This is a genomic window from Sneathiella marina (assembly GCF_023746535.1).
Taxonomy (GTDB): Bacteria; Pseudomonadota; Alphaproteobacteria; order Sneathiellales; family Sneathiellaceae; genus Sneathiella; species Sneathiella marina.
This window is the reverse complement of sequence record NZ_CP098747.1, coordinates 1-19,076: the sequence shown is the minus strand read 5'-3', so window position 1 is coordinate 19,076 and position 19,076 is coordinate 1. Positions and strand designations below refer to the sequence as shown.

The window sequence follows — 19,076 nt, the reverse complement described above, 5'->3', positions numbered from 1 at the left end:
GGGCCAAACTACGCTTTTGCGGCCGTTTTAGGCAGATCCCGGGACGTCCGCGCCCGCCGCGGGTCAACGCTGTCAAATCCGTCGAAGGGTTCCGCCAATCGGGCTGTGGCCATGGCCAGATAGTCCGGATTGACCTCAATGCCGATGGCGGCGCGGCCCAAAACCTGCGCCACCCTTGCCGTTGTCCCGCTTCCCAAAAACGGATCGAGGACGGTTTCTCCCGGGTTGGACGAGGCTGCGATGATCCGCTCGATCAGGGCTTCGGGTTTCTGTGTGGGATGTGGCAGGCGTTCGGCAGCACAATAATGCACATGGCTGAACTGCCAGACATCCCCGGGATTGGCGCCGCTCATATTATTGCGTTTGCGATAATATTTCTGAGGCACCCGGACCTCATCAAGATTAAAGGTGGCCTCAGAGCCTTTCGAAAACCAGAGAATATCTTCATGCCGGGGTGAAAAACCACGTTTTCTTCCCATGCCTTGCGTGTAATGCCAGGTGATCCAGCCTTGCGCCGTCATCTCCAGCTCTTCTTCCAGCAAGACATAGAGGGAGGCGATAAACTTCACGCCCATAAAACAATAGAGCGAGCCACCCGGTTTGAGGATCCGATGGCATTCACCGAGCCAGTTTTCCGTAAATTCGCGGTAGTCAGCCCGATCTTTCCTGTCGATATTATTGCCGTAATTCTTGCCCAGATTATACGGCGGGTCGGCGACGACAAGATCAATGCTATTGCTGGCAAGCTTCGACATTTCGTCTGCTGCGTCGCCGCAAATTAACTGTGACTGCGGAATTTGAAGACCCATAAATACTCTACTGTGGTGACCTTTTGGCCATAATGCGTTGAAGGGTTCGCCGGTGCATGTTCAGGCGGCGGGCAGTTTCTGAAATATTATGATCACAAAGCTCATAGACCCGCTGGATATGTTCCCAGCGGACACGGTCTGCGGACATGGGGTTTTCCGGCGGCTGTGGTTTGGCGTCCTTATCGGCGAGCAAGGCGCTGACAATATCCTCCACATTGGCCGGCTTTGCCAGATAATCGATGGCACCGGCTTTAACAGCGGCGACAGCCGAGGCAATATTTCCATATCCGGTGAGCATGACGATACTGGCATCCTCATTAACCTGACGAATGGCCTCTACCACTTCAAGTCCGTTGCCATCCTGCAGCCGTAAATCGACCACCGCATAATCGGGCGCGGATTCTGCGGCACATCTCTTGCCATCGGCAACGCTGCTCGCCAGAACTGGCTGGAAACCCTGCCTTTCCATGGATCGGCCGAGCCGGTTCAGGAAGATTTCGTCATCATCGACGATCAATAAAGGCTTGTCGTCCATTACATCCTCTAGCTTTATGCGCCGGGGGAACGGTGCGCTAATATTATTCTGCTACAGTACCACATTTTGCGTCAGGCGAAAGGGTCGGATTTTTCAAGTTTTTGCCGTGACCACACCACCGTGGCGACAGCACCGCCTGATTTTGCATTGCGAAAAGAAACCTCTCCGCGGCTTCGTTTAATCAGCATATCGGCAATAAAGACCCCCAACCCCATGCCGCCCTTGCCGCGCCGGCTTGACATATAGGGTTCGCCCAACCGCGCCAGTATCTCCGGCGAAAACCCGGGGCCATCATCCCTGATTTCAGCCTGAACCTTTTTGTCATCCCAGAAAAGATTGATGGTTACACTGGATTTGGCAAATTCTGCAGCGTTGCTGATCAGGTTGCCCAGGCCATGCCGTAACTCGGGTGTGGAGAAAAGCTTTGGCTTGGTTCCTTCGCTCCCTTGATTGAGAACCTCGATGATTTTCCCGAAACCCTGGTATTTCTCCGCGATCAAGGTGAACAGATCGTCAATGGACAAATAGTTATGATGGGCTTCATCCTGTAGAAACCGTTCCGTATCCGGCCGCTTTGACAGCTGAGCGAGCACCTCTGCACATTTTTTCGCCTGATTATGCAGCAATTTTGCGTCCTCGGCATGGGCTTTGTCCTCGGCAAGGTCTTGCGAAAGTTCCTGTGAAATCAACAAGATGGTGTTAAGGGGTGTGCCAAGCTCATGGGCTGCCGCTGCGGCGATGCCGCCGACCGCCGACAATTGCTGTTCACGGGCAAGCTCAAACCGGGCGATGGTCAGCGCGTCGGACATTTTACGCGCATCTGCGGCGATGAGCCAGGCATATCCGGAAAGAAACAAGGTGCCAAGGACAAGAGCCGACCAGATCGCGAGGATATAAGTCGTTGATAGCATCAATGAGCCTTGCGGCAGTGGCAGTCTTTCGTGGATAACGGCGAGCACGGAAATGCAGACCAACGTGATCAGTCCCAGAAAAAGCGTTCCGCGTCGCGACAGGTTTGTCGCCGAGATGGTCACGGGGACAAGGAAGAGCACCGAGAAGGGGTTCGTTAAACCGCCGGTGAAATACAACAGTCCGGCCAGTTGCAGAATATCATAAACCAGATACAAAATCGCGCCCCGATCCGACAATCGCTGCGATGTCGGCTGGCTTATGGTGACGAGAATGTTCAAAATGGCGCTGGCGGAAACAAGGGCGGCGACCGGGACAACAGGCATCTCGTAACTGAAGCCAAAATGAACAATAAAGACGGTAAGCGCCTGACCCAGCACCGCGAGCCAGCGTATATAAACCAAAGTCTGCAGGCGCATCCCGTTGGACGCGCCAATGATCGCATCGAAATCACTTATTTTGTCGGAATTGGCAGACATTATTTTACGGTTTTCTAATAATCATGTGATTTTTCTACTATTAATTGCGGGTTACTGAAGCCATACTAATGACATTATTGGATATCACCTTATTCATGAACCTTGGTACATAGTTATAGACCAATTAAGGATAGAGATATGCGGGAAACGATCAACCTTGTTCGACGGTCATTTATATCACTAATGGCAGCCGGTCTTCTTTTTGCCGGAACATCTTCGTTGGCGACAGCGGGAGATAATCAGGACCAGTTGGTGGAAAGAGCGAAGTTCACCATCGAGAATTTGGCAAAAAACCCGGATATGGGGGAATTTCGCAAACTCTTGGCCGTTGCCAAGGGCGTTGTCGTTTTCCCGCAAATTCTTGAAGCCGGGTTTTTCATTGGCGGCGCGGGCGGCAGCGGCGTGTTGCTTGCCCAGGACGGTGAGGGTAACTGGACGTCCCCTGCTTTCTACTCCATGGGTCAGGGAAGTATCGGTCTGCAATTCGGGGCCCAGGCAAAAGAATTGGTGCTGGTGGTCATGACCGAAAAAGGCTTGAAGGCGATTATCAATAACAATGTGAAACTCGGGGCCGATTTAAGTGCCGCTGTTGGGCCTGTTGGTACACAAGTCGGGGCCGCAACGACGACAAATCTAAATTCAGATGTGTTCTCCTTCGCCAATGCGAAAGGATTGTTCATCGGTGCTTCTGTTGCGGGCTCGGTGTTGTCCACAAAACAGGAGTGGAATGAATTATATTACGGAAAAGCAGTATCGCCCACTGCAGTTGTGATTGACCGTTCTGTCAACAATCCCCAGTCTGACGGGTTGCGGGCAGCCTTGAAAGCAGCTGAAGCTCCGTAAACTAGGGGGTTTCGCGCAATCGTTTCGCGACGGCACGATGACGGTTCTGGTCTGCATAGTCCAGAGCCGTTCGTCCCGTAAAATCCGAAATTTCAATGTTCGCCTGATTATCCAGAAGCAGCTGGACTGCATCAAGATGACCCGCTTGTGCGGCTTTTATCAGGGCGGTTTCGCCTTGCCGGTTTTCTGCATCAATTTTCGCTTTATTTTCCAGCAAGATGTTCAATACGTCAACGGAGCCATAGGCGGCGGCCTGCATAAGAGCCGTATTTCCAAGATTATCCGCTAAATCGATCTGGGCTTTATGCTTGATCAAAATCTTCACGGATTTGACCGCTCCTGCTGTGGCCGCAGCAACGAGTAAGGGTACTTTCCTGGTATTTCTTGCGTTTACATTATTTCCAGTAAGAAGATATTCTTCGACGGCTTGCGCGTTGTCCCTCGCAGCTTCCGTGAATACTTCATCTCCGCCGAAAATCGATTGGGCTGAAGCCGACGTTGCCGCAAGCAATAACAAAGTGAAAATACATAGGTAGAGTTTCATACAATCGGCCTTCAAAAAATCAATCTGCAAAGAATACATAAGTATAATATGAAACTTATTGTTATAGGATTGGAGATAAAGTTGCAAATATTGCTAACGTTTCCATAACTTTCGTGTATTATGCTGCAGTGCAGCGAAATAAAAGACCGATGCTGCCCGCTGCGGACGATAACATGATTGTAAGGAGAATAGGTTGCTTTACCAATTTAACGAGTTCCAGAGAATGGCTCTTTCTCCATTGCGCATGGCAGCGCAAATGCAATCGCAGATCCTAAGAAGCCCGTTTAACCCGCTATCAGAGACCCCGCAGGCTCAAACATTGGCTGCGGCATACGAGTTGTTTGCGGAAACCACCCAGTATCACGGAAAGCCTGCTTTTGGCATAAGCCAGACTGAAATTGATGGGCGTGTTGTTGCGGTGACCGAAGAAATCCTGTCGCGGAAATGTTTTGGCCAGCTGAAACATTTTAAACGCGATACAACGCGCAAAGACCCGAAATTGTTGATTGTTGCACCGATGTCAGGCCATTTCGCAACGCTCTTGCGCGGTACCGTCGAAACCATGATTAAAAACCATGATGTTTATATTACGGACTGGCGTGATGCCTCAAACGTTCCCTTGATCGAAGGGCGCTTTGATTTGGATGATTATATTGATTATGTAAGGGAATTTCTCGAGTTTCTGGGGCCGAATACGCATGTCATGGCCGTGTGTCAACCAGGAATCCCTGTACTGGCGGCAACCGCCTTGATGGCGGAAAGCAGCAACCCTAACATTCCCGCGACATTGACATTGATGGGGAGCCCAATTGATACAAGGCGGCACCCGACGGCGCCGTGCAAGCTGGCAATGGATCATTCGCTTGAATGGTTTGAAAAAACAGTTATCCACCATGTTCCCATTGGGTATCCGGGCGCTTTTCGTCGGGTTTATCCCGGGTTTTTGCAGCTTGGTGGTTTTATGAGCATGAATCTTGACCGCCATATGGAAGCGCATGCCCGTCAGTTTGACCATCTTGTCGAAGGGGATGGCGATAGTGCAGACAAACATCGTGCATTTTATGCGGAATATAATGCGGTGATGGACCTGACAGCGGAATATTACTTGCAGACCATCGAAACAGTGTTTCAAAAACAAGCGTTGGCGAAGGGTGAAATGATGTATCGGGGAAATCAACCGGTTGATACATCTGCGATTACGTCAACAGCGTTGTTGACCGTTGAAGGAGAACTGGACGATATATCCGGTATTGGCCAGACAGTAGCCGCTCACGATATTTGCAGCAATATACCGCAAAGTAAGAAAGCGCATTACGAACAAAAGGGTGTTGGACATTACGGTGTGTTTAACGGCCGCCGCTTTAACAGCGAAATAGCCCCGCGAATATCAGATTTTATTCTCAAGCATGAAAAGAGCACCTCTGCGACCCTGAAACTTGTGCAAAACGAGACCAAAAAACCTGAACCTGGAAAAAAGGTGCAAAAAAAGGCTTTGAAATTAGCCGTCCCTGCCCCGAAAGCCGACCCTCTGGTGAAAAAACCTGCCCCTAAGAAAGAGGCACCAGCCCTGAAATCAGCTAAGCCATCTTCATCAGGTACGAAGAAAACAGGGGAAAAAAAACCAGTTGCCGCTGCTCCGAAAAAAGCTAAGGTTGAGGCTCTAAAAACGCCTGCGGTGCGCAAAAAGCCTGTGAAAGCGCCGGCAAAAAAGAAAGCCTGACGACTGACAAAGAAGACGACGACCATAGACGCACCGTTTTGGGAAACGGTTGCATTGGAAGATATGTCCAAAGCGCAGTGGGAATCCTTGTGTGACGGTTGCGCCAAGTGCTGCCTGCTGAAACTGGAGGACGAAGATACACTCGAACTTGCCTATACGGATGTCGCCTGCCGCCTTCTGGATATGGGAACATGTCAATGTACGCGTTACCCTGAACGTTCTGTTCTTGTGCCCGACTGCATTACCATGACACCGGAGATTGTACCGACATTGAGGTGGATGCCTAAAACCTGCGCGTATCGTCTTCTTTCTGAAGGTAAGCCCCTTGCCTGGTGGCATCCGCTTGTGTCCAATGATCCCAATACCGTGCATGAGGCCGGAATCTCGGTGCGCGGCCGCGCGGTCTCCGAACGAAAGGCGCAAGACCTTGAGGATCATATTGTTGACTGGCCAGAAGAAGATATAACGTGAGAGGTTGCTGTGTTTAATTTTCGCAGCACAAGCGGTTCCAAATTTTTCCCGGAATATATCGACGGACCCCACCCTTATTTACAACTGGAACAGCGGCAGGTCCCCGTTGAAATAAAACGCAGCCCTCGTGCCTCCCGCCTCAAATTGCGTATTGACCGGCATGCCGGCGTTGTGTTGATTTTGCCGCCCCGCGCTTCCATAAGGGAGGGCCTTTCTTTCTTGAAACGAGAACTTCACTGGGTTATCAAAAAAATAGAGAAGGTGCCTGAAAAAATACCGTTTTTGCCGGGCTCGATAATCCCTCTCCTTGGAACGCCCCATACCATAATACATGCTCCGCAAGAACGCGGACTTGTCTGGCCGGAGGATCGGAAGATCTTCGTAACGGGTCACATTGAACATGTCCCGCGCCGGATCAGGGACTGGATAAAAAAAGCGGCCAAAAGTGAAATAGCCCCGCGGGCTCTTGACTATACAAAACAGCTCGATGTCACCCATACGGGAATTACGCTTCGTGACCAGAAAACCAGATGGGGGAGTTGTTCATCAACTGGCAGGCTAAATTTTTCCTGGCGATTATTTCTGATGCCGGAGTTCGTTTTGGACTATGTTGTCGCCCATGAGGTTGCCCATTTGCGCCATATGAATCACTCCGCGCAATTCTGGGGCGTGGTAAACGACCTTAGTTCAGATGTAAAATCCGCAAAAAAATGGCTTATACAACATGGGTCAGATGTCCATCGCTATGGGCCCTAGGTTTCAAAGCAACATTTGAAATCGCTTTAATTTAGAGTAGTGAACGAATGCGTCTGTCGCCGAAATCCATATCTTTTACAATATTCCTGTCAACCGCCGTTGCAATTGGGCCCTTGGCGACTGATATGTATTTGCCGACCTTTCCGATGTTGGCGGATGTGTTTGGCGCAAGTGTTTCTGAGGTGCAGCTGACGTTAAGTATTTTTACCTTTACCATTGCCGGGTGCCAGTTGATTTACGGGCCCCTGACAGACCGGTATGGGCGAAAACCAATCCTGATATCAGGGCTCTTTGCTTTTGTCATTGCCAGCTTCGCATGCCTGTTTGCGCAAAATATCGAAGATCTAATCCTGTACCGTTTCATCCAAGCTTTTGGTGTGTGTGCGGCAATTGTCGTGCCCAGGGCCATGGTGCGGGACTTATATCAACGGGAGATGGCCGCAAAACAGTTGTCGCGCATGGGAACGATAATGGGGTTTGCGCCGGCAATTGCACCGGTTCTGGGAGGATATCTGGCAGCCTTCTACGGATGGCAATCTGTTTTTGTCTTTATGGGCTGCGCCGCGCTTCTTGTCGCGCTTGCGGTGATATTTCTGGTTGATGAGTCTCATTTGGCAAAGGATAAAAATGCGCTACGCCCGGAACATATCTACCGAAACTATCGAAGCCTGGCGAGAGACCCGGAATTTATGGGATTTGCCGTTTCAGGCGGCCTCTGTTTTGGCGGCTTGTTTGCCTTCATTTCCGGGTCGCCACTTGTTCTAATTGAGGTGTTTGGCGTCGCAGCTGATCATTTCGGATATTATTTCGGAATGGGCGTGCTTGGCTTTATGGCCGGGACATTGGTTGGACCGGCCTTAACGGCGCGGCATGGCTTGATTCATTCGTTAAAAATCGGGACCAGAATCTCAGCGGTCGGAAGTTGTTTGATGCTGGCGGCGGTACTTTTTGGATTTAACCATGTATCAGCAGTGATGGGGCCGATGGTTGTGTATTCTGTTGGCCTCGGCCTGGTTTTACCGCAATCACAAGCTGGTGCCATGGCGCCATTTCCAGAAAAAGCTGGGTTGGCCGCCGCACTTATGGGGTTTCTTATGATGGGGTTTGCAGCAGTGTTAGGCTATGTAATCGCCTTGCTGTATGACGGGACACAACTGGCCATGGTTTCCGCTATTGCGCTAATGGGTATTCTGTCATTTATTGTTTTTCAAGTGGCGGTTGTCGGCCGCCAGAAACAACGGAATTAGGGCCTGTCCGTTCGTTGATCCGGGTAATCACTCGTATTAATTCGATTGGCTGTCGTGCGGGTTCCATTGCTGTCATCGGAACTGGATTTCTTGCTGAAAGAACTGACAATTTTTTGCCACAAGCTGGAAGTATCAGGCTCTTCTTCAACCTTGGCAAAAGCGATGGCCTGGGATGTATTGCTATGCTGGATAAAATCCTTCCAGGCGACAGCCGGCAGGTTGCTGCCATTGACCCGCTGGGTTGTTGACCCGTCATCGTTGCCAAACCATACACCGGCAACCAAATCCGGTGTAAATCCGATAAACCAGGCATCACGATAGTCTTGCGTCGTTCCGGTTTTACCGGCGGCCGCAAATCCTGGGTTGGCCGCCTTACCGGTACCCCATTTTATGGCAGCGGTCATCACGTCTTGCATTTTGTTAATGGTTCGTGCGCTGATGACGCGGCCCTGACCAGAGCTCTGGCGGGTATAGAGCACATCCCCACCTTTTTCCCTGATCTCAAGCACGGCATAGGGCAAAACCCGAGTACCGCCATTCGCGATGATGGCATGTGCCGTAGTCATTTCCAGCAAGGAAACTTCATTTGTTCCGAGGGAAATGGAAGGATGCAGCGGGAAATTACCCGATAATCCGAGATTAGATGCCATATCCGCTACTTTATCCCGACCGACGCTTTCTGTAACCTTGATGGCCACAGTATTAATGGATCGTGCGTAAGCCTCGCGCAGGCTCATATCACCATTATATTTTTTTGTGTAATTATTGGGTTTCCAGCCGTCAATATCGATGGGCCCATCTGTAAAAGTGTCATCTGGTGACAAACCGTTTTCAAAGCCGGCAAGATAGACAATGGTCTTGAACACGGACCCGGGTTGGCGGCGGGCGATTGTTGCCCGGTTAAAGACGGATTTCGAATAGCTTCGGCCCCCAACCATTGCCTTAACTGCGCCGTTGGGGTGCATCGCAACGAAAGCACCCTGCTCCACATGTTTTAGCTTACTATCCGCCTTCAAACGAGTTTCGAGTGCCATTTCCGCATCTCGCTGCATTTGTAAATCCAGCGTTGTGGTGACGATCAGGTCCTTGTCAGTCCGACCAATGTAGGATTGAACCTCGCTGACAGCCCAATCCGCAAAATACCGGACATTACGAAAATCACGGGATACGTTTTTTAATGTCGCAGGTTTGGCCAGAATGGCCAACGCCTGGCTTTCGCTAAGATAGTCCTCATCTACCATGCGCCCGACCACGACGCTCGCGCGATTTTGCGCACGCTCAAGACTTAGCGTCGGCGCATAATAGGTTGGTGCTTTCAGTAGCCCCGCAAGCATGGCGGATTCTGCTGTCGTCAACTGAGTGGCCGGTTTCGAGAAGTATTTTCGGGACGCCGCATCAATACCGTAGGTACCGGAGCCGAAATACATTCGGTTTAGATAGAGGGCGAGGATTTCATCTTTGGTGTAATCCGTTTCCAGCCAAAAAGCGAGAAGCAGCTCACGGATTTTGCGTCCCATGGTGCGTTCCGGCGTAAGAAACAGGTTTTTTGCCAGTTGTTGCGTTATTGTGCTACCGCCCTGAACCACTTTCCCGGCTTGATAATTACGCCATGCCGCCCGGGTAAGACTTACAGGGTTAATGCCAAAATGATCATAAAAATGACTGTCTTCCGTTGCCAGAACCGCCTCTTTCATGGAACTGGGAATTTCTTCGATCGGCAACATATCTCCATACAAGTCGCCATATGTAGTGAACCGGTCACCGCCCTTTGTTTGCAGAACCATTGACGGACGTTTTTCGATAACACCAATTCCCGATATATCCGGAAGTGTGTAAGCAAAATACCCCAGAAACACGCCAAGGATCAGAATTCCCCATACGACAAAGGTGCCGCCCCAATTCAGAATGGGTCCGGCCCAACCGCGAGAGGGCGGCGGTGCAGTGCGCTTGCGTTTGGGAGTCGCAGCCTTTTTCCGGGCAACCGGCTTATTGCGCGCTGTCGCCCTCTTGGTGCTTTTCTTTCTGCCGCGCTGCGGATATGTCGAGCGTCCGGACACTGTCAGGGTAGGTTTACCGGCTGATCTTTTAGAGGCTTTTTTCATGAGTTGTTTTACTCAAGTCCTAACTACTGAAAAATTGTCTTCGCGCCCGAGTATCCACCTCATTTGCGGCAAAAATGAGATTTTACCGCGCTCGATGTATAACTCTAGACGTCAAGAAATCCGACTTTCAACGCATTATCCTGGATAAAGTTCCGCCGCGGCTCTACAACGTCACCCATAAGTGTGGAGAAAACCTGGTCTGCCTCATCGCCGTGATTTACCCGCACTTGCAGCAGGGTTCGGGCATCCTGGTCGAGGGTTGTTTCCCATAACTGGTCAGGGTTCATTTCGCCTAGACCTTTATAGCGCTGCATTTTTATGCCACGTTTTCCAAGTGTTAGCACCTTGTCCATTAGCTCAAGCGGGGAATTGATGGTTTCTCGTTTATCTTTATGAACGAAAGTTGACGCTGCCGCGTAAATTGCCTGTAATTCATCCTTCATCGAGTTAAGCTGGCGTGCTTCTGCTGAATGGATCAGATTACTGTCTACCAACTGGACTTCCGTGACCCCGCGGACCTCGCGACTGAATTTAAGGCTATGATCGGGCAGAATTTCCCCAACCCAGCCGCGTTCGGTCTCTGAGGAAATGGCGTCCAAGCGTTTGGCAACAAAATTGGCGGCTTCGGGCCCTTTTTCAGGATCACTCAGAAGATCGTCGTTCAATGCGCCAGCGATGGCAACCTGTTCGACAACAGATCGGTTCTGCAGGCGCGCAATGGCATCAATTAGATCCCTCGCCTGTCGTGCCCGGGTTATGAGCTCCAACAAGTCTGCGCCACTACGTTGCTCTCCTGAGGAGAGTTCAAGCACGACGTCTTCTATGCCTTGTTCGATCAGGTAATCATCCATTGCCTGCTGGTCTTTTAGATACACAGAAGACTTGCCACGTTCGACCTTGTACAGCGGCGGCTGTGCAATATAAAGATATCCCTTTTCGACAAGTTCCGGCATCTGACGGTAGAAGAAAGTCAACAAAAGCGTCCGGATATGAGACCCGTCGACATCCGCATCCGTCATGATGATAATCTTGTGGTATCGTGCCTTTTCAATATTAAACTCTTCCGGTCCAATACCTGTGCCTAAAGCCGTAATCATCGTTCCGATTTCTGTTGACGATAACATGCGATCAAATCGCGCCCGCTCAACATTGAGGATTTTACCTCTCAACGGCAAGACCGCCTGATTGTGACGGTCCCGGCCCTGTTTGGCGGAGCCGCCCGCACTGTCCCCTTCCACCAGGAAAAGTTCCGAGACTTCCGGGTCCTTCGACTGGCAATCAGCAAGTTTGCCGGGCAGGCTGGAAATATCCAATGCGCCTTTTCGCCGCGTAAGCTCGCGCGCCTTTCGGGCCGCTTCCCGCGCTGCTGCCGCTTCAAATACTTTTGAAATAACCGTCTTTGCGTCGTTGGGGTGTTCTTCAAACCATTGTGTCAGTGCCTCAAATACACTGCTTTCAACAATTGGCCGGACTTCGCTCGACACCAGCTTGTCTTTGGTTTGTGACGAGAATTTTGGATCTGGCACTTTTACCGATACGACGCAGGTAAGCCCTTCGCGGGCATCGTCGCCCGTAATGACGGCTTTTTCCTTTTTTGATAACCCGCTGGATGTCGCATATTGGTTGATGGTGCGGGTCAAGGCCGCCCGAAACCCCGCCAAATGGGTTCCGCCGTCACGTTGCGGGATATTATTGGTGAAACATAGAACGTTTTCATGATAGCTGTCGTTCCATTGCAAAGAGGCCTCGACGGTGATGCCTTCGCGCTCGGTGCTGAAATCAATGGTTTGGCCAATTAAGGGTGATTTCGATCGATCAAGATATTCTACGAAAGAGGAAATACCCCCTTCATAATGTAAATCCGTTGTCGTCGGTTCGGCGGACCGGAAATCATTTATCTGGATATAGACGCCTGAATTTAGAAAGGCCAGCTCACGCAAACGATGCTCAAGTGTGGAAAACTCGAACTTAATATTGGTAAAAGTTTCCGGTGATGGTGTGAAAGTGATTTCCGTTCCGGACTTGCCTGCCGCTTCGCCCGTAATTTCCAACGATCCCACAGGCTCGCCATGCTCGAAACTCAGCGTATGCTCTTGTTCATTGCGCCAGATTTTCATATCGAGACGGGTGGACAAGGCATTAACCACGGAAACGCCAACACCGTGAAGACCACCAGATACTTTATACGAGTTCTGATCAAACTTGCCGCCGGCGTGAAGCTGGGTCATGATCACTTCCGCAGCCGAAACACCCTCTTCTTCATGAATATCTACAGGAATTCCGCGGCCATTGTCCCGTACAGTCACAGAACCGTCCGGATTTAAGGCGACGAATACAAGGTCACAATAACCAGCGAGAGCTTCATCGATTGCGTTGTCAACAACTTCATACACCATATGATGCAAACCCGATCCATCGTCGGTATCGCCAATATACATGCCGGGGCGTTTGCGAACAGCATCAAGGCCTTTCAGGACCTTGATTGAATCAGCTCCGTAATCTTCTGCATTGCTTTGGTCTTGCTCGTTACTCATTACCTTACTTTCCTTTTTCAGCCGGTGTGCCGCGCCTGAACGGTGCCGTTATCGACTGTCAAATATTGTGCTCTTTCGCCAAGTTCCGCAAAAAGGGCATAATCTGTTCCGGTCATCCAAGCCTGAGCTTTCATTTGCTCTATTTCATCAAACAAGGCCTGTCTGCGTGTCTGGTCCAAATGGGCCGTTATTTCATCCAATAACAAAACCGGGGCCTGCCCCTGTTGTCCGGCCTGTAATCTTGCATCTGCCAAAATAATCGAGATTAGCAGGGCTTTTTGTTCTCCTGTTGAACAAAGATCTGCCGGGAGATCCTTGTCTTTGTGCCGGACAGCCAGGTCGCTCCTGTGCGGACCCAGGGTCGTACTTCCGGCTTTTTCATCAATATGCCGGTTTGTTTCGAGTTTCTCCCGGAACGTATCTTCTGCAGCCAATGCCGGCATATCCTGTAGCAAATCTTCGACGGTGCCGGACACATTAAGGCCTGCTTTTGGAAAGGCGCTGGATATATGTCCTGTTCCGTCACGTGTCATTGCAGCATTCAGCCTGTCGACGGCCTCTTGTCGTGCCGCCGCAATCGCAACCCCGGATTCTGACAGGGTATGTTCAAGCGACGTCATCCAGTGGTTGTCATACTTCCCTTGCTTCAATAATCTGTTCCGCTCTCGCATCACCTTCTCGAAAACCGTCGTACGCTTGCCATGCGCCGGATCAAACCCAAATGTTAGCCTGTCCAAAAACCGTCGCCGTCCACTTGCCCCCTCCTGAAAAAGCCGATCCATCTGAGGGGTTAGCCAATTAACCCGAATTTGCTTCGCAAGTGCCGCCGAACTATTCATCATTTGCCCATCAATTTTGACGGACCGTCGATCCATGGTCTCCTTGTATCCATTTTCCAAAGGACTGACCGTCAGGCCAGTTCCCACAGTTGTTGTTCCTTGTGGTGACTGTACATCTGCTACAACCGCCCACTGACCTTCCCCTGCTTTATTAGCCGCATCCCCCAACCGTGCCCGACGTAATCCCCGACCAGGCGCCAGAAAGGAAATCGCCTCTAGCAGGTTTGTCTTGCCACTGCCGTTAAGCCCCGTCAAAACGACGGGCCTTTCATCTGTTTCAACTTTTAAATAGTCGTAATTTCGAAAATCAGTCAAAATCAGGCGCGTAATGGCGAAAGCAGACACGTAATACTCCGGTTAAGCAGTCACCCTTTGCATCAAACGCGCATTGGCATGAGAACATAAAGCGCACCGTCATCGGCACTATCCTTAACGATTGTCGGGGATCCTGCATCCGCAAGAACGAAATGCGCATTATCTCCTTCAATTTGTCCGGTAATATCCAAAAGATATTTCGCGTTGAACCCGATTTCCATTTCTCCAGAGGTATATGTTGCTGTGATTTCCTCAGTTGCGCTTCCTGCATCCGGTCCTGTCGCAGACAACGTAATTCGGTCATCGCTCAACGTTAATTTGATTGCCCGGGTCTTTTCCGTTGAGACCGTAGATACACGATCAACAGCCTGTGCAAAGGATTTACCATCCAGTTCGAGTACCTTGTCATTACCAGCAGGAATAACCCGCTCATAATCCGGAAATGTCCCGTCAATGAGTTTGGTCGTGAGCAAAGAGTCTGCAAAAGAAAAGCAAATTTTTGTGTCAGAAAGCGACATCGCTACATCGCCATCCATGTTGTCGATCAATTTCTGAATTTCAACCACGGCCTTGCGCGGGATAATTATGCCGGGCATGCCTTGCGCATCCGCCGGAATAGGCGTTTCAACCCGAGCCAGCCGGTGACCATCGGTAGCGACCGCCCGAAGGACAGGCACACCGCCAGCGTCCGCCGCATGCAAATAAATACCATTCAGGTAATAACGCGTTTCTTCTGTTGAAATAGCGAACCGAGTTTTATCAATAAGGCGCTTGAGGACGCTCGCTGACAAGGTGAAATTATGTGGCAGTTCCCCCGTTTCCATAACGGGGAAATCATCGTGCGGCAAACAGGGTAAAGCAAACTGAGAATGCCCACAGCGTACTGCAATTCGTCCATCTTCGCTTTTATAATCCAGCTCCACCTGGCTACCTTCCGGCAGCTTTCGGATAATTTCAAACAAAAGATGGGCCGGCGCGGTTATCGACCCTTCGGTCGTTATGTCAGCAGCCACCTTATCATTGATCGCGATGTCCAAATCAGTGGCCGTCAACCCCAGATAGCCATCTCGTGCATTTAGCAGAATATTAGAGAGGATGGGGATCGTATTTCGGCGTTCTACGACACTTTGCACATGGTTCAAGGATGTGAGCAAAGCGCTACGTTCTATGGTCAGTTTCATGGGCTCAACTAGGCTTAAAGGCAAAACTTAAAAATGACCCCTATCGAGGCGGATAGCGGCCAATGACAATAATATCTTACTTTGATTTTAGAAATTATTGCTGATGCCTTAACAATTTGATTCGTAAACCTGAATCAGAATTTATGGCGCAAACAACATGTTCCGAAATCATCCAATGTAGTATAGCAGAAAGAGGGTGAGTATGCCAAGTTTTTAGAGGCATATATAATGCTTCGGGAGGATATATATTTATGTTACAAAACAATGCGTTACAGGATGTTTTCTGTCCAGGCGCGTGTTTTTTTGTCAACGGTGCAAAAAAACCGGTATAGTCCCTGCAAATGGAGCGTTCTCAAACCCAATATACAGTCAGTCACGGCCTTTCTATTGCCTATCAAGTTATGGGGGATGGAGATATCGATATCATCATCGCACATGGCCTGATTTCTCACGTAGAAATGCTTCATGATTTTCCCGGGTTTACCCGATTTCTGCGGCACCTGTCTGGATTTGCACGTGTCATTACCTTCGATAAAAGGGGTCAGGGATTGTCCGATGCCATTGAGGGCGTTCCATCTCTTGAAGAACGGGCAGACGATATGCTGGCTGTTTTAAATGCATGCGGCAGCAAAAGGGCCGCAGTATTTGGACATTCAGAAGGAGGTCCAATGGCGTTTGTCCTTGCGGCGACACATCCATCTCGAGTAAGCCACATTGTGACTTTCGGGTCTTATGGCAAGGCCTGTAAATCAGAAAAATACCCTTCAATGTTTGACCTCGAAATCCGGCGGAATAATCTGTGGAAATGGCTCGAAGATTGGGGTAGCGGTGGTGTGGCCCTAAAAGTCTTGGCACCGGAATTGGCAGAAGATAAGGCGATGCAGCAAATGTATGGCCGCATTGAACGTTACGGCAGTCCGCCGACAGCAATGGCGCGGTATTTCGAAGTAAATTTCAAGATTGACGTTTTGGATATTCTGGCCGCCGTCCGTGTCCCGACGCTTGTTCTGCATCGGCAGGATGACAATCAGGTTCCGATGGCAGCAGGCCGACAGCTGGCGGAATTGCTGCCCGACAGTCTCTTCGTTGAGGTAGGTAACGGCGGGCATCTTTTCTGGGTCGGAGACATAGAACAGACAATTTCTGAAACCCGTAAATTTTTAACAGGGATTCAGGCAAACGGCAAAGCGGAAAACCGAATGCTGGCGACGGTCTTATTTACGGATATCGTTGGATCAACCGAGAAACTCAATCAGCAGGGGGATGACGTCTGGCGAGATACTCTTGACCGTCATGACAATGTTTGTAAAGAACAGGTTTTGTTATATGAAGGCAATTTCGTCTCTTCAACCGGGGACGGTATAGTCGCGACGTTTGAACGCCCGAGTAAAGCCGTTGAATGTGCGTTGCAAGTTAGTGAGCGGTTGCGGGAAATGGGGTTACCGGTACGTATTGGCATTCATACCGGTGAAATCGAACGGCGTGGTGATGATATCGTCGGAACGGGAGTTCATATTGCCGCACGAATTGAAAGCATTGCTAAAAGTAATGAGGTTCTTGTTTCCCGAACCGTCAACGATTTGATGACGGGAAATAGAAGTTTTACGTTTATTAGCAAAGGCCTACAGGTATTAAAAGGTGTTCCCGACAAATGGGAGGTTTTTTCGGTCCAAAGATAACTCAATAATCAAATGACTGGACCATGCTACTGGCTCTCGTCAAAGCAAGCGGTCTAAATTTCAAGTATATGAGACAACATTGACATCTTTTTAAAGACAACTGCGTCCTTGTCCGCTAGATGTGCACCCTCATCGTGCGGCGAATAGCCATAGCATCTCATATGAGCTCGCTGGGCTGCCATTACGCCGTTCTCGCTATCTTCTATTACGACCGTGTTCGAAGGTGCCGCCCCCATTTGCTTCGCTGCAAATAAAAACAGCCCGGGATCTGGTTTTGCTATTCCAATTTCATGAGCAGAAAACAATCGTCCGTAAAACCGGGATAGAAGGCCAGTATGACCAAGGGTAATTTTCATTTTCTCGATGCTACCATTTGAGGCAACACAATACGGGATACCCGCATTATCAAGATGGTCCAGAACATCCATAATTCCGTCAATAATCGGCACTCCCTCTTCAAGGGCAGAGTATATTTCGCCATAGATTTCCGCAATCCATTCTGGCGGGAGAGTAGCGCCTTTTTCCATGGCAGTTTTTGCCACTGTTTTCATGGTGCCGCCTAAAAAAAGCTTGAGGCACTCTTCGGGCGCAACAGGCAAGCCATAGCGTGTGAGGCTTTTTGAAAGAATATTGTTGGCAATGGGTTCGCTGTCGACGAGAACTCCGTCGCAGTCAAAGATAACCAACTTAACGGACATGTTACCCTTCAAGCATTCGTTTCAGAAGCTCGATATCCTCCGATAGAGATTGGTCGCCTTCGCAAAGCTCGTCAATCTTTCTAACAGCATGCATCACTGTCGTATGGTCCCGTCCGCCAAATTTGCGACCGATTTCTGGCAAAGAACGGGATGTTAGCTGCTTGGCCAGATACATGGCGACCTGTCGCGGCCTGGCAACCGCTCTCGCCCGCCGGGCGGAGTGCATCTCAGACATCCGGATATTGAAATGTTCTGCCACTCGCTTCTGAATTTCCTCAATGGTGATGCGCCGATCATTGGCCCGTAGTAAATCGCGTAAGACTTCTTGAGTGCTCTCAAGGGTAACAGTTCTGCCCACCAAATCAGAGTAAGCAAGGACGCGATTTAACGCTCCTTCCAATTCGCGGACATTGGAGGTGATCCGATGAGCAAGAAATTCAAGAATTCTCGGTTCAATGGAGATTTTCGCGTTTTCCACTTTCGATTGCAAGATGCCAAGCCGGAGTTCGTAATCAGTTGGATGAATATCCGCAACCAATCCCCAGCCAAGCCGGGATCGCATGCGTTCCTCCATTCCTTCCAGGTCTGTCGGCGAACGGTCACCTGATATAATAATTTGATGGTTTTGATCGACTAACGCATTGAAGGTATGGAAAAACTCTTCCTGTGTGGAATCTTTTCCGGCAATAAACTGAACATCATCAATCATCAGAACATCGACCGAGCGGAACTGATCCTTAAAAGTCATTGTATCTTTGAACCGCAAAGCCCGGATAAAGCGGTACATGAATTTTTCCGCCGAAAGATACATGACCTTTTTGTCGGGGCTGTTGGCGGCAATAGCATGGCCAATTGCATGCATCAAATGGGTTTTGCCAAGCCCGACACCCCCATACAGATATAGAGGATTGAAGGGCACCGTGTCTTTGGCATCAGAGACCCGCCGGGCCGCAGCATGCGCCAGTTCGTTTGATTTTCCGACAACAAAATTATCGAACGTAAATCGAGGATCGAGCTGCGCCGTCAGCGCTGCATTCTGCTCGAGTTTATCCTGTCCATTGCTATCGGCGGTGAACGACGATTTTGCTTCACCCAGACCAATGGTTGCAGGTTTACGTCTCGGCGACAGCTGTTTCGCAGAGGATTTCACATGGATATCAATCGATTGAATCTGCGCATCTTCTGAGGACCAAAGCTGGCGGATCCGCAACGCATAATTATTAATTACCCAATCTCGCAGAAACCGGGTAGGTAACGTCATATTGACATGGCTTTTGGTGACTTTTTCCAATTCAATATTCTTGAGCCAGGAATTAAAGGTTGTTTCCCCATATTCCGCTCTCAATCTTTCTCGGACTTTGCCCCAAATATCCTGATTAGCAGCGGAGATGCCCTGTGAGTCATCGTGGCTCATC

The 19,076-nt window shown here is 49.9% G+C and carries 16 protein-coding genes; 6 read left to right on the top strand and 10 right to left on the bottom strand.

The window, feature by feature from the left end:
• Positions 1–8 precede the first annotated feature (8 nt).
• From NBZ79_RS00080 to NBZ79_RS00070, 3 genes are all read right to left on the bottom strand, one after another.
• Entirely contained in the window at positions 9–809 is an 801-nt protein-coding gene (locus tag NBZ79_RS00080; RefSeq protein WP_251934371.1) for a DNA-methyltransferase, read from the bottom strand.
• A gap of 7 nt (positions 810–816) precedes the next feature.
• On the bottom strand, positions 817–1,344 hold the full coding sequence (locus NBZ79_RS00075; protein WP_251934370.1) for an ActR/PrrA/RegA family redox response regulator transcription factor: 528 nt from the start codon (positions 1,342–1,344) through the stop codon (positions 817–819).
• A gap of 71 nt (positions 1,345–1,415) precedes the next feature.
• Positions 1,416–2,732, bottom strand: coding sequence for an ActS/PrrB/RegB family redox-sensitive histidine kinase (locus tag NBZ79_RS00070; RefSeq protein ID WP_251934369.1), 1,317 nt, complete (start codon positions 2,730–2,732; stop codon positions 1,416–1,418).
• Between the two features lie 138 nt (positions 2,733–2,870).
• Here NBZ79_RS00070 and NBZ79_RS00065 point away from each other — a divergent pair, with 138 nt between their 5' ends.
• Positions 2,871–3,575 (top strand): lipid-binding SYLF domain-containing protein, encoded by a 705-nt coding sequence (locus NBZ79_RS00065; protein WP_251934368.1) that lies wholly within the window; start codon positions 2,871–2,873, stop codon positions 3,573–3,575.
• Between the two features lies 1 nt (position 3,576).
• Here the strand turns inward: NBZ79_RS00065 and NBZ79_RS00060 are convergent, their stop codons facing one another.
• A complete protein-coding gene (locus NBZ79_RS00060) occupies positions 3,577–4,119 on the bottom strand; it encodes an ankyrin repeat domain-containing protein (RefSeq protein WP_251934367.1) in 543 nt (180 codons plus the stop codon).
• Between the two features lie 223 nt (positions 4,120–4,342).
• On the opposite strand from NBZ79_RS00060, the gene NBZ79_RS00055 reads away from it, so the two are divergent.
• The 4 genes from NBZ79_RS00055 (at position 4,343) to NBZ79_RS00040 (ending at position 8,313) form a co-directional block, all read left to right on the top strand.
• Positions 4,343–5,839 carry a polyhydroxyalkanoate depolymerase gene (locus NBZ79_RS00055; protein ID WP_476749696.1) on the top strand — a complete coding sequence of 499 codons (1,497 nt, stop codon included), beginning with the start codon at positions 4,343–4,345 and terminating at the stop codon, positions 5,837–5,839.
• 63 nt (positions 5,840–5,902) lie between these two features.
• Positions 5,903–6,310: a YcgN family cysteine cluster protein gene (locus NBZ79_RS00050; RefSeq protein ID WP_251934366.1), complete on the top strand. Its 408-nt coding sequence runs from the start codon at positions 5,903–5,905 to the stop codon at positions 6,308–6,310.
• Positions 6,311–6,319: 9 nt separating this feature from the next.
• Positions 6,320–7,066 carry a M48 family metallopeptidase gene (locus tag NBZ79_RS00045; RefSeq protein ID WP_251934365.1) on the top strand — a complete coding sequence of 249 codons (747 nt, stop codon included), beginning with the start codon at positions 6,320–6,322 and terminating at the stop codon, positions 7,064–7,066.
• Positions 7,067–7,113: 47 nt separating this feature from the next.
• The gene (locus NBZ79_RS00040) at positions 7,114–8,313 is read left to right on the top strand and encodes a multidrug effflux MFS transporter (RefSeq protein WP_251934364.1); all 1,200 of its coding nucleotides are present in this window, start codon (positions 7,114–7,116) and stop codon (positions 8,311–8,313) included.
• Here the strand turns inward: NBZ79_RS00040 and NBZ79_RS00035 are convergent.
• The 4 genes from NBZ79_RS00035 to dnaN all read right to left on the bottom strand — a co-directional run bounded on the left by NBZ79_RS00035 (position 8,310) and on the right by dnaN (position 15,284).
• Complete coding sequence (locus NBZ79_RS00035) at positions 8,310–10,415, bottom strand: transglycosylase domain-containing protein (protein ID WP_251934363.1); 2,106 nt, start codon at positions 10,413–10,415, stop codon at positions 8,310–8,312. The genes NBZ79_RS00040 and NBZ79_RS00035 overlap by 4 nt on opposite strands.
• A 104-nt stretch (positions 10,416–10,519) precedes the next feature.
• On the bottom strand, positions 10,520–12,949 hold the full coding sequence (gene gyrB, locus NBZ79_RS00030) for a DNA topoisomerase (ATP-hydrolyzing) subunit B (RefSeq protein WP_251934361.1): 2,430 nt from the start codon (positions 12,947–12,949) through the stop codon (positions 10,520–10,522).
• Positions 12,950–12,966: 17 nt separating this feature from the next.
• Entirely contained in the window at positions 12,967–14,133 is a 1,167-nt protein-coding gene (gene recF, locus NBZ79_RS00025) for a DNA replication/repair protein RecF (protein ID WP_251934360.1), read from the bottom strand.
• 32 nt (positions 14,134–14,165) lie between these two features.
• Positions 14,166–15,284, bottom strand: a complete 1,119-nt coding sequence (gene dnaN / locus NBZ79_RS00020) for a DNA polymerase III subunit beta (protein WP_251934359.1) — start codon at positions 15,282–15,284, stop codon at positions 14,166–14,168.
• Positions 15,285–15,625: 341 nt separating this feature from the next.
• Here dnaN and NBZ79_RS00015 point away from each other — a divergent pair, with 341 nt between their 5' ends.
• Positions 15,626–16,963, top strand: a complete 1,338-nt coding sequence (locus NBZ79_RS00015; RefSeq protein ID WP_251934358.1) for an adenylate/guanylate cyclase domain-containing protein — start codon at positions 15,626–15,628, stop codon at positions 16,961–16,963.
• Positions 16,964–17,016: 53 nt separating this feature from the next.
• Here the strand turns inward: NBZ79_RS00015 and NBZ79_RS00010 are convergent, their stop codons facing one another.
• Entirely contained in the window at positions 17,017–17,661 is a 645-nt protein-coding gene (locus tag NBZ79_RS00010) for an HAD family hydrolase (protein WP_251934356.1), read from the bottom strand.
• Position 17,662: 1 nt separating this feature from the next.
• The gene (gene dnaA / locus NBZ79_RS00005) at positions 17,663–19,075 is read right to left on the bottom strand and encodes a chromosomal replication initiator protein DnaA (protein ID WP_251934355.1); all 1,413 of its coding nucleotides are present in this window, start codon (positions 19,073–19,075) and stop codon (positions 17,663–17,665) included.
• Between the last annotated feature and the right edge of the window lies 1 nt (position 19,076).